At 61.6% G+C, this 12,190-nt stretch carries 7 protein-coding genes; 6 read left to right on the top strand and 1 reads right to left on the bottom strand.

Going from position 1 to position 12,190, the window contains the following annotated elements; all coding sequences use genetic code 11:
• Window positions 1-23: 23 nt before the first annotated feature.
• Window positions 24-3,557 (bottom strand): DNA polymerase III subunit alpha, encoded by a 3,534-nt coding sequence (gene dnaE / locus GLP52_RS08405; protein WP_237272104.1) that lies wholly within the window; start codon window positions 3,555-3,557, stop codon window positions 24-26.
• 223 nt (window positions 3,558-3,780) lie between these two features.
• Between dnaE and xdhA the strand changes: the two genes are divergently transcribed.
• From xdhA to GLP52_RS08435, 6 genes are all read left to right on the top strand, one after another.
• Window positions 3,781-5,199 carry a xanthine dehydrogenase small subunit gene (xdhA, locus tag GLP52_RS08410; RefSeq protein WP_093734316.1) on the top strand — a complete coding sequence of 473 codons (1,419 nt, stop codon included), beginning with the start codon at window positions 3,781-3,783 and terminating at the stop codon, window positions 5,197-5,199.
• Window positions 5,196-7,601, top strand: coding sequence for a xanthine dehydrogenase molybdopterin binding subunit (xdhB, locus tag GLP52_RS08415; RefSeq protein ID WP_093734317.1), 2,406 nt, complete (start codon window positions 5,196-5,198; stop codon window positions 7,599-7,601). Before xdhA ends, xdhB begins: the two co-directional genes overlap by 4 nt.
• Complete coding sequence (gene xdhC, locus GLP52_RS08420) at window positions 7,591-8,562, top strand: xanthine dehydrogenase accessory protein XdhC (RefSeq protein ID WP_237272105.1); 972 nt, start codon at window positions 7,591-7,593, stop codon at window positions 8,560-8,562. The genes xdhB and xdhC overlap by 11 nt, the downstream gene beginning before the upstream one ends.
• Window positions 8,559-10,079 (top strand): ABC transporter ATP-binding protein, encoded by a 1,521-nt coding sequence (locus tag GLP52_RS08425; RefSeq protein ID WP_237272106.1) that lies wholly within the window; start codon window positions 8,559-8,561, stop codon window positions 10,077-10,079. Before xdhC ends, GLP52_RS08425 begins: the two co-directional genes overlap by 4 nt.
• Before the next feature lie 87 nt (window positions 10,080-10,166).
• Window positions 10,167-11,249 (top strand): ABC transporter permease, encoded by a 1,083-nt coding sequence (locus tag GLP52_RS08430; protein WP_093734320.1) that lies wholly within the window; start codon window positions 10,167-10,169, stop codon window positions 11,247-11,249.
• Window positions 11,249-12,169 carry an ABC transporter permease gene (locus tag GLP52_RS08435; RefSeq protein ID WP_093734321.1) on the top strand — a complete coding sequence of 307 codons (921 nt, stop codon included), beginning with the start codon at window positions 11,249-11,251 and terminating at the stop codon, window positions 12,167-12,169. Before GLP52_RS08430 ends, GLP52_RS08435 begins: the two co-directional genes overlap by 1 nt.
• The last annotated feature ends 21 nt before the right edge of the window (window positions 12,170-12,190 follow it).

Here is a 12,190-nt window from a genome sequence, read left to right on the forward strand (position 1 = left end):
GCCGTCGTGCCAGATGGCCGCCGTCAGATTTCCTCTACCTCCATCACGCCGGTCAGGGACCGGATCGCGCCCTTGATCTTGGGGGTGACAGGGTATTCGGCACAGAGGTCAACTTCGACCTCGCCGGGCAACGTGGGGTCCATCAGGCACAGTTGCACCGGCCCCTTGCCCGCGCTGCGCGCCGCAGATCGCGCACCTGCCAAGACATCGGCGACCGCCTGAATCGCCCCTGCGTCCTCCACAAAGATGCGCAGCCCCATATTGCCCGCATCCTCAACCACCGTGTCGATCGGCACCACAGACCGGCCCAGCAGTTTCAGCTGGTCGCTTTCCATTGTGGCCTCGACCATGACCACAACCTTTGATCCGGTTTCAAGGTGATCTCGTGCCAGTTCCAACGTGTCCGAGAACAATGTCACTTCATAAGCGCCCGTCGGGTCCGACAGCTGCGCAAAGGCAAAGCGATTGCCGCGCGCCGATTTACGTTCCTGCCGTCCGGCGACGATCCCGGCCAAACGGGCGTTCATCGCGCCTTTGATCGACACTTTTGCAGTTAGCTCGTCCAGCGTCAGAAACGGCACCCCGCCGGTGGCGGATTTACGCTTCATCGGCCCCATGTAGTCATCCAGCGGGTGGCCCGACAGATAAAAGCCGATGGCTTTGAATTCTTCGGTCAGTCGTTCAGCGGCCTCCCAGTCATCGCACGGCACGATACGCGGCTCGGGTAGATCATCGCCCGCCTCGCCAAACAGCGACACCTGATTAGAGGCTTTTTGTTCGTGGATCGCGGCAGAGTAGCTGACCAAACCGTCCAGCGATTGCCAGACACGACGGCGATTATTGTCCAGCTGATCAAACGCACCAGACCGTGCCAACATTTCAAGCGGGCGTTTGCCCACCCGTTTCAGATCAACCCGCCGCGCCAGATCAAAGAGCGTGGCAAACGGCTTGTCCACACCGTCAATCTTGCGCCCTTCGGTGATCAGCTTCATCGCCTCCACACCGACGTTCTTCAACGCCCCCAAAGCATAGACCAACGCGCCCTCGACCACTTTGAACGTCGCATCACTGCGGTTCACGCAAGGCGGCACCCACGGCAGTTCAAGCCGTTTGCGGACCTCTTCGAAATAGACCGCCAGCTTATCCGTCAGGTGGATATCGCAGTTCATTACGCCGGCCATGAATTCGACCGGATGGTTGGCCTTGAGCCAAGCCGTCTGGTAACTGACCACCGCATAGGCCGCAGCGTGGGATTTGTTGAAACCGTAGTTGGCGAATTTTTCCAAAAGGTCGAAAACTTCCGACGCTTTCTTTTTATCGACGCCGTTGGCCATCGCGCCTTTTTCGAACTTCGGGCGTTCCTTGGCCATTTCCTCGGCGATCTTTTTACCCATCGCACGGCGCAGCAGGTCAGCGCCGCCAAGGCTGTAGCCCGCCATGACCTGCGCGATCTGCATAACCTGTTCTTGGTAAACGATAATCCCCTGAGTTTCCTCTAGGATGTGGTCAATCGACGGATGCACGGATTCCCGTTCGCGCTGGCCGTTTTTGACCTCGCAATAGGTGGGGATATTCTCCATCGGGCCGGGACGGTACAGCGCCACAAGAGCCACGATATCCTCGATACAGGTCGGTTTCATCCGTTTGAGGGCATCCATCATGCCGCTGGATTCCACCTGGAACACCGCGACCGTCTTGGCGCTGGCATAAAGCTTGTAGGATGCCTCGTCGTCCAACGGGATGGTGGCGATATCGTCGATCAAGCCTTCGGGCGGCGCAAACAGCTCTGTCCCGTCAGCGGCGACATGCAGGTGACGGCCCGAAGATTTGATCTGGTCGACCGCGTTCTGGATGACGGTCAGGGTTTTGAGGCCCAGAAAGTCGAACTTGACCAAACCGGCCTGCTCCACCCATTTCATGTTGAACTGCGTCGCGGGCATGTCGGAGCGCGGATCCTGATACAGCGGCACCAGCGCGTCCAGCGGCCGGTCCCCGATCACAACTCCCGCCGCGTGGGTCGATGCGTTGCGCAACAGCCCCTCGACCTGCTGGCCATAGTTCAACAGCCGCGCGACGACTTCCTCGTTCTTGGCCTCCTCGCGCAAACGTGGTTCATCCGCCAGCGCCTTTTCGATGCTGACAGGTTTCACGCCCTCGACCGGAATCATCTTGGACAGACGATCCACCTGCCCGTAGGGCATCTGCAGCACCCGCCCGATGTCACGCACCGCCGCCTTGGACAAAAGCGCCCCGAAGGTGATAATCTGCCCCACCTTGTCGCGCCCGTATTTGCGCTGCACATACTGGATCACCTCTTCCCGGCGATCCATGCAAAAGTCGATATCAAAGTCAGGCATCGATACCCGTTCGGGGTTCAGGAACCGTTCAAACAGCAGTTGATAGCGCAGCGGATCAAGGTCGGTGATGGTCAGCGCATAGGCCACCAGACTGCCCGCCCCCGAGCCCCGCCCCGGCCCGACGGGAATATTGTTGTCCTTGGCCCATTTGATAAAATCCGCAACGATCAAAAAGTAGCCGGGGAACCCCATGCCCTCGATGATGCCCAGTTCAAAATCCAGCCGCTTTTCGTAGTCTTCGACGCTGGTGGCATGGGGGATCACCTTAAGCCGGTTCTTCAGCCCCTCATGCGCCTGCCGCTTCAGTTCTTCGATCTCGTCATCCGCAAACTTCGGCAGGATCGGATCACGGCGATACGCCATAAAGGCGCAGCGTTTGGCGATCTCTACGGTGTTGTCGATGGCTTCGGGCAGATCGGCAAACAGCGTTACCATCTCGGCCTGCGACTTGAAATAATGCTGCGCCGTCAGCCGGCGGCGTTCGTGCTGCTGATCGACATAGGCGCCGTCCGCGATACAGATCAACGCATCATGGGCCTCATACATTTCGGCCTTGGGGAAATAGACGTCATTCGTCGCGACCAAGGGAATACCCATAGCATAGGCCAGCTCGACAAAGCCGCGTTCGGTCAACTGTTCAGCCAGCGGTTGGCCGTCCTCACCGGGGTGGCGCTGCAATTCGACATAGAGCCGGTCCGCAAATGCCCCGTGCAACCGCGCCATCAATGCCTCAGCGGCAGGGCGCTGCCCGCCTTGCAACAACTGCCCCACAGGCCCGCCCGCGCCACCGGTCAGGCAGATCAGCCCGCTGTTCAGCGCCTCCAGCTCCTCCAACGTGACCTGCGGCAGCGCACCGCCCTTGTCGATATAGAGACAAGAGTTCAGCTTCATCAGATTCTCATAGCCGACCTCGGATTGGGCCAGCAAAACGACAGGGGCAGGATCGCGTGGCTTTTCCCCCGGTTGCACCGTCACATAGGCCAGATCAACCTGACAGCCGATGATCGGTTGCACGCCGGCCCCCGCCATAGCGACCGAAAATTCCAACGCGGCGAACATGTTGTTGGTGTCGGTCAGTGCCATTGCGGGCATTCCGGCACTCTTGCACAAATCAGGCAGCTTTTTCAGCCGCAACGCCCCTTCCAACAACGAATATTCGGAGTGCGTGCGCAGGTGAATGAATCGGGGTGCTTGTGCCATAGCGCCAACTTACCCAAGCCCACCCGCAGTCACCAGACCCACCGGTGTCACGCGCGTCGTTTTCCGGCAATACCGCGCACGACCAAGTCCTTATCCTACAAAATCTCTTGCCAAGCCCCCTCGCCCCCGCCTAGCCTCGCTGAACATTTGCCCGCGCCGCGTTCTACGTCGCATCGAACGTCGCGCAGATCACGGGCTAAGGTACCGCGGCGGAACGAACCTTATGGACATCACTTTTCTCCTCAACGGGGAAGTCGTGTCACTGACCGGCGTCTCTCCCACCACGACGCTGCTGGATTGGCTACGCGAAACCCGACATCTGACCGGCACCAAGGAAGGCTGCAACGAAGGCGATTGCGGCGCGTGTTCCGTCATGATCAGCGACGACCAGGGCCACCGCGCCCTGAACGGCTGCATCCTGTTCCTGCCCCAGATCAATGGCAAAGCCGTCACAACCGTCGAAGGGCTCGCGGCACCTGATGGCAGCCTGCATCCGGTGCAGCAAACCATGATCGACTATCACGGCAGCCAATGCGGCTTTTGCACACCGGGCTTTGCCGTCACCATGGCCACCGACCATTTGAACGGGGCCACTGACCACGACACGCAACTTGCTGGCAACCTGTGCCGTTGCACCGGCTACGCGCCGATCATCCGCGCCGCTCAAGCCGCAGAAACCGCCCCCGTGCCCGCGCACTTGAAAAACCTCAAACTTCCAAATGGCCCTAAATTCTCGGGGGGGCCGGCGCAGCCGGACGGGGGCGGACAGCCCCCAGCGACCTCGCACCCCACGACCACAGATGAACTCGCCCGCTGGTACGCCGATCACCCCGACACGACCTTGATCGCAGGGGCGACGGATGTGGGGCTTTGGGTCACCAAACAATTCCGCGATCTGGGGCCGGTGGTGTTTCTCAACCAGATCCCCGACCTGCGCGGCATCACCGATGGCGGCGATCACTGGCGTATTGGCGCGGCTACCACCATTTCAGCGCTCGAGGCGCATTTCACACCGCTCCACCCCAGCCTAGGCGCGATGCTGCGGCGGTATGGCTCGGCGCAAGTGCGCAACGCGGCCACCATCGGGGGCAATATCGCCAATGGCTCGCCCATCGGGGACGGCCCTCCGGCGCTCATCGCGATGGGGGCAACATTGCACCTGCGTCACGGCGACACCCGCCGGAGCCTACCGCTTGAGGACTTCTTTATCGACTACGGCAAACAGGACCGCGCCCACGGCGAATTTGTTGAGGCGATCACCGTACCAAAGCTGCCAACTGCCAAAGATGACACCCTGCGCTGCTACAAGATCAGCAAACGTTTCGATCAGGACATCTCGGCGCTGTGCGGCTGTATCAACATTACCCGAGAGGGCGACCTGATCACAGACGCGCGCATCGCCTTTGGCGGTATGGCGGGCACGCCGAAACGGGCGACACAAACCGAAGCGCTGCTGGTCAATCAATCCTTTGACGAGGCCACGATCCGCCGCGCCATGGATGCCTTGGCGCTGGATTATCAGCCGATGACCGACATGCGCGCCTCGGCGCAGTACCGCTTGCTGACCGCCCAGAACCTGCTGTTGCGCTATTTGCATGACCTGAACGGTTTGCCCACGAACCTGCACGAGGTGACAGCATGAGCGTTGCTAAATCCCTACCCCATGACGCCGCCAAGCTCCATGTTACGGGGGCTGCCCGGTATGTCGATGACATCCCGACACCGGCCACAACGCTGCACATCGCCTTTGGCCTGAGCACGGTGGCCGCCGGCACGCTCAACGGCATGGACCTGCGCGATGTCGCTGCCGCCCCCGGTGTGGTGGCGGTACTGACGGCGGCAGATTTGCCGTTTGACAATGACGTATCGCCGTCCAACCATGACGAACCGTTGCTGGCCACCAACGCGGTACATTACGCGGGCCAGCCTGTGTTCATGGTTGTCGCGACGACCCACCTTGCGGCACGCCACGCGGCTCGGCTTGGGGCGGTGGACATCACCCCAACCGCCTCGATCCTTTCCATTGAAAAGGCGCTGGCCGCCGAGTCCCGCTTCGAAGACGGCCCCCGCATCTACCAAAAAGGCGACGCCGCAGCCGCGTTGACCACCGCCCCCCAAAGCCTGAGCGGGACGATCAATATCGGCGGACAAGAGCATTTCTACCTCGAAGGTCAGGCCGCCCTCGCCCTGCCGCAAGATAATGGCGATATGGTCGTCCATTCCTCGACCCAGCACCCGACCGAGATTCAGCATAAGGTGGCAGAGGCGCTTGGCACCCCGATGCATGCCGTACGGGTAGAGACCCGGCGCATGGGCGGGGGTTTTGGCGGCAAGGAAAGTCAGGGCAACGCGCTCGCCGTGGCCTGCGCCGTCGCAGCCGCGCGCACAGGACGCCCCTGCAAGATGCGCTATGACCGTGACGACGATATGATCGTGACAGGCAAACGCCATGATTTCCGCATCGACTATACCGTTGGCTTCGACGCCGATGGCCGGATCAAGGCGCTGGATTTCACCCATTACACCCGCTGTGGCTGGGCGATGGACCTGTCCCTGCCCGTCGCCGACCGTGCCATGCTGCATGCGGATAACGCCTATCACCTCGATAACATCCGCATCACCTCGCACCGGTTGCGCACCAACACCCAAAGCGCCACAGCATTTCGCGGCTTTGGCGGGCCTCAAGGGATCGTGGGGATCGAACGGGTGATGGACCATATCGCACAATCACTCTGCCTTGATCCGCTGGCTGTGCGGCGGGCGAATTTCTATGCTGATGTGATGCAGCCTGACGCGACCGGAAAGGTCCATGACGACCGCGCTGTGCCCGATGATACCGAGGCTGACCTTGCTTCTCGCGGGGCACCGCCTGCACCGCAAGGCGGCACGCCACCTCAGCCCACGGATATGCAAACCACGCCCTACCACCAACCCGTGCAAGACTGCATTATCAACGCGCTAACCGACCGGCTGGCCCAGACATCAGACTACGCCGCCCGCCGCGCCGCCATTGCCGACTGGAACGCGACGCAGCCGATCCTGAAACGCGGCATCGCGCTGACGCCGGTCAAGTTCGGCATTTCTTTCACCCTCACCCACCTTAATCAGGCGGGGGCGTTGGTGCATGTCTATCAAGACGGGTCGATCCACCTGAACCACGGCGGCACGGAAATGGGTCAGGGCCTCTTCCAGAAGGTCGCGCAGGTCGCCGCCAACCGCTTTGGCGTTGACCTGTCGGCGGTCAAGATCACGGCGACGGATACGGGCAAGGTGCCCAATACCTCGGCCACGGCGGCGTCTTCGGGGACGGACCTGAACGGCATGGCGGTGCAAGCGGCCTGCGACACAGTCCGCGACCGCATCGCCGACCATCTGGCCGAGCGTTATCAGACCACCGCTGACCAGATACGCTTTGCCGATGGGCAGGTTCATATCGGGGAAGAGGTGATCAGCTTTGCCCAAGCCGCCGCCTCTGCTTACGAAAACCGCGTGTCGCTGTCGTCTACCGGCTTCTATAAGACGCCCGAAATCGAATGGGACCGCATCAAGGGCCGTGGCCGCCCGTTCTTCTATTTTGCTTACGGCGCCGCAGTCACCGAAGTGGTGATCGACACGTTGACCGGCGAAAACCGTATTCTGCGCGCCGACATCCTGCATGACGCGGGCGCATCGCTGAACCCCGCGCTGGACATCGGCCAGATCGAAGGCGGCTATGTGCAGGGTGCGGGCTGGCTCACGACCGAGGAACTGGTCTGGGACGCCAAAGGCACGCTGAAAACCCACGCGCCCTCGACCTATAAGATCCCCGCCATCTCTGACCGGCCCGATGTGTTCAACGTGGCGCTTTGGGACGCACCCAACCCCGCGCAAACGGTCTATCGGTCAAAAGCGGTGGGGGAGCCGCCTTTGATGCTGGGGATCTCGGCCTTCATGGCGCTGTCGGATGCGGTGAGCGCCTGTGGGGACGGGTTCGGCGACCTGCAAACACCCGCCACAGCCGAGGCAGTGCTGACCGCCATCGGGAAGGCCCGCAATGCCCTTTGACCGTGCAGCCCTGTCGCAGGCCGTCGCCGCGCATGGCACGGTGGCGCGCATCGTTGTGGTGCAGGTCAAAGGGTCTGCCCCGCGTCCGGCGGGCACGTCGATGTTGGTCTGGGCGGGCGGTGCGTCTGGCACCATCGGCGGCGGCCAGCTTGAGCTACAATCGATGCGCGATGCCGCCATGATGCTGGCGGGTGGCCCCCGCAGCAAACTGACCCGCGCCGCCCTTGGCCCCGCGATGAACCAATGTTGTGGCGGGGCGGTGACCGTGGTGATCGAGGTTTTCGATGCCGTCACGCTGGACGCCCTGCCCGACACCTACCCCGACATCTATCTGCGCGCGATTGATCCCGCGGCCCCGCCCCTTGCCGACAGCTTTCGCGCCAGAATTGACCGTGCCAGTGGCAGCGCGACACCGCTGGCCATTACCCTGCACGGCGGCTGGTTGGCAGAGCCGTTGTGGCAGCCCTCGCGTCAGGTGGTCATCCACGGCGCGGGCCATGTCGGCAGCGCGCTGGCGCGCATTCTGGCCCCCTTGCCGCAGTTCCGCGTCACACTGGCCGACCCGCGCCCCGGTTATCTGGATACCTTGCCCGAAGGCGTCACCGGCGTGGATGGCCCTTGGGGTGCAGCACTGCACGGCGCCGAAGATGACGCTGCGCATTTCATCATGACACCGGCCCATGATGACGATCTGGACCTGTGCCACCGCCTACTGCAACGCGATTTTGCCTTTGGCGGGTTGATCGGATCGGACACAAAATGGGCGCGGTTCCGCAGCCGTTTGGCCGCCCTTGGTCATGCGCCCGAACAGATCGCCCGCATCACCTGTCCCATCGGCGCGCGGCAATTTGGCAAGCATCCTCAAGCGATTGCCCTCGGAGTAGCCACGCAACTCTTGCAATTTGGCCCTGCCCGCACGAATAAACAGCCAAGTTTGACACAAAAGGAACGCTGCGCATGACCGACACGCCCCTTCTAGCGCTTTCCGGGCTGACCAAAGCCTACCCCGGTGTTGTCGCCAATGATGACGTGTCACTGCGGATCGCGCCGGGCGAGGTCCATGCGCTGCTGGGGGAGAACGGCGCGGGCAAGTCGACGCTGGTCAAGATGATCTATGGGCTGGTCAAACCCGACAGCGGCACGATGCAGATGCACGGCACCAGCTTTGCCCCGCACGAGCCCCGCGCCGCACGCGCCGCCGGTGTGGGCATGGTGTTCCAACATTTTTCCCTATTTGACGCGCTGAGCGTGGCAGAAAACATCGCCCTCGGGATGGAGAACGCGCCCAGGCTGCGCGCCCTCAGCAAGCAAATCCGCGACGTGTCAGAGGCCTACGGCCTGCCGCTGGCCCCCGACCGGATCGTTGGCGACCTATCCGCAGGCGAACGCCAACGGGTCGAGATTATTCGATGTCTGCTGCAAGACCCCAAGCTGTTGATCATGGATGAACCCACCAGCGTTCTGACACCACAAGAGGTTGAAATCCTGTTCAAAACCCTGCGCAAGCTCAGCGCCGAAGGCACCGCGATCTTGTATATCTCCCACAAGCTTGAAGAGATCCGCAGCCTGTGCGACAGCGCGACGATCCTGCGCTTGGGCAAAGTCGTGGGCCATTGCACCCCGTCGGAAACGACAGCGCGGGACATGGCAGAAATGATGGTGGGCAGCACGCTCAAGACGCCGACGCGGGCGGGCAAGACACCCGGCGCGGTGAAATTGGACCTAAGGGGGCTGTCTGCGGCCTCGCCGAGTTCCTTTGGCATGCCGCTGCGTGATATTACCGTGCAAGTCCGCGCAGGCGAGATTTTGGGCATCGGCGGTGTCGCGGGCAATGGGCAAGATGAACTGCTGTCGGCGCTGTCGGGCGAGTTGCTGACCGCCGCTGGCATGGTCGGGTTCGAGGGTCAGGACGTGGGCCAACTTGGCCCCACCGCGCGCCGCCACTTGGGCATTCTGACCGCGCCCGAAGAACGTCTGGGCCATGCCGCCGCCCCAGATATGTCCCTGACCGAGAACGCAATGCTGACCGGTGCCGTACGCGAAAAGCTGGAACGCCGCGGGATGTTGAACTGGCCCGCCGCCAAACGGTTTGCCGAACGCATTATCGCCGATTTCGACGTCCGCACACCCGGCCCCGGCAATGCCGCGCGGTCGCTGTCCGGCGGGAACCTGCAAAAATTCGTCATCGGCCGCGAGGTGTTGCAACGGCCGCAGGTGCTGGTCGTCAATCAGCCGACATGGGGCGTGGATGCCTCTGCCGCGGCGTCGATCCGGCAGGCGCTACTGGATCTGGCTGAAAACGGCACTGCGATGATTGTGATTAGTCAGGATCTGGACGAGCTGATGGAGATATCGGACCGCTTTGCCGCGTTGAACGAGGGCCGCCTGTCAGAACCACGTCCGGTGCAGGGGCTGACTGTGGACGAGATCGGATTGATGATGGGCGGGGCCAATGGGATGGAGGTGGCGCATGTTTGACGCGTCGCTTGCGGGGGTTTCACACCCCCACACCCCCGTGGAGTTTTCCCTGCAAAATGAAATATTTGACAAGAAATGGTGTGTGGCATGATGCGGCTTGAGAAACGGCCTCAGGCCAGCCGGGCGTTTTCCTATGCCACGCCGGTTCTGGCGGTGATTGCCACGATGGTTTTTGGCGGCGCGCTGTTCGCAGTGCTGGGAAAAGACCCGCTAGCGTCGATCATGACGATCTTTTGGGAACCTCTGTTTGGCGATTTCGCGTTTTATTACCGCCCGCAACTGCTGGTCAAAGGCGCGCCATTGGTGCTGATCGCCATCGGGCTGTCGCTGGGATTCAAGGCCGGAATCTGGAACATCGGAGCCGAGGGCCAGTATATCATGGGTGCCCTTTGTGGGGCCGGGGCGGGTCTGGCGTTCTATCCGGCAGAAAGCGTGTTTATCTTTCCGATCATGGTGCTCGCCGGGGCGCTTGGCGGATGGGTCTGGGCCATGATCCCTGCCGTGCTGAAGGTGAAATTCGGCACGAATGAAATCCTAGTGTCGTTGATGCTGGTCTATGTCGCAGAGCAGTTCCTTGCGTCGGCCAGCCTTGGGTTGCTGAAAAACCCCGAAGGCTTTGGCTTTCCGGGCAGCCGCAACCTTCAGCAGTATGCATCCGCCCATAATGGCGAGCTGTTTGCCGGATCGGGCATGCATTGGGGTGTGGTCGCGGCCTTGATCGCGGTGATCTTTGCCTATGTGTTGCTGGCGCGGCACCGTTTGGGCTTTGCCATCCGCGTCACGGGCGAAGCACCCCGTGCGGCACGGTTTTCGGGTGTGAACCCGACACGGCTGGTGTTGTTTTGCATGGGCATGTCGGGGCTGCTGGCCGGTCTGGCAGGCATGTTCGAGGTCGCAGGCCCCGCAGGGCAGATCACCATCGATTTCAACGTCGGCTACGGGTTTACCGCGATCATCGTCGCCTTTCTGGGGCGGCTGCATCCGGTGGGCATCCTGCTGGCCGGTGGCCTGATGGCGCTGACCTATATCGGCGGTGATATCGCACAAAGCCAGTTGGGCCTGCCCGCCGCCGCCATTCAGGTATTTCAGGGGATGTTGCTGTTCTTCCTGCTCGCCTTTGATCTTTTCACCCATTACCGGCTGCGTCTTGGCCGGACGGAGGTCGCGTAATGGATCTGTCTGCAATCAATCCGATCCTCTTTGTCGCCGGCTTTCTGGTGGCGGCGACGCCGCTGATCTTTGCCGCTTTGGGCGAGCTGGTGGTCGAGAAATCCGGCGTGCTGAACCTTGGCGTCGAAGGGATGATGATCATCGGTGCAATCTGCGGCTTTGCCACTGCCGTTGAAACCGGATCGCCGCTGCTGGGTTTTGCCGCCGCGGCCGTGGGCGGGGCGTTGTTGAGCCTGCTGTTCGCCTTCTTGACGCAGATCACATTGGCCAATCAGGTCGCGTCGGGCTTGGCGCTGACGCTGTTCGGGCTGGGGTTTTCGGCTTTGCTGGGGCAAAGCTATGTCGGGGTAAAACCGCCGCGGCTGCCGGATGTGAATTTCGGGCCCCTGCATGACATCCCCGTCATCGGACCGATTTTCTTTTCCCATGATATCATCTTGTACCTTGGCTTTGCGCTGGTCGTCGCGGTCTGGGCCGTGTTGAAATTCACCCGCATGGGGCTGATCCTGCGCGCCGTAGGTGAAAGCCACGAGGCGGCCCACGCCCTTGGCTATAAAGTCGTGCGGATACGAACACTGGCGATCATGTTTGGCGGGGCCTGTGCCGGATTGGGCGGCGCCTATATCAGCCTGATCCGTGTGCCCCAATGGACCGAAGGCATGACCGCAGGTGTGGGCTGGATTGCGCTTGCGCTTGTGGTTTTTGCCAGCTGGAAGCCATGGCGGCTGTTGCTGGGTGCCTATCTTTTTGGCGGCATCACCCAGCTTCAACTAAATCTGCAGGGTGCCGGCGTTGCTATTCCCGTAGAGTATCTGGCAATGTCACCCTACATCATCACCATCCTTGTACTGGTGATCCTTTCTGCGGATAAAAGCGCTGCTCCGGCATCGCTGGGCCGCATTTTTCACGCCTCAAACTAGGGGCATATCTTCAAGCGCCGG

It is taken from the genome of Sulfitobacter sp. M22 (assembly GCF_021736025.1).
Lineage (GTDB): Bacteria > Pseudomonadota > Alphaproteobacteria > Rhodobacterales > Rhodobacteraceae > Sulfitobacter > Sulfitobacter litoralis.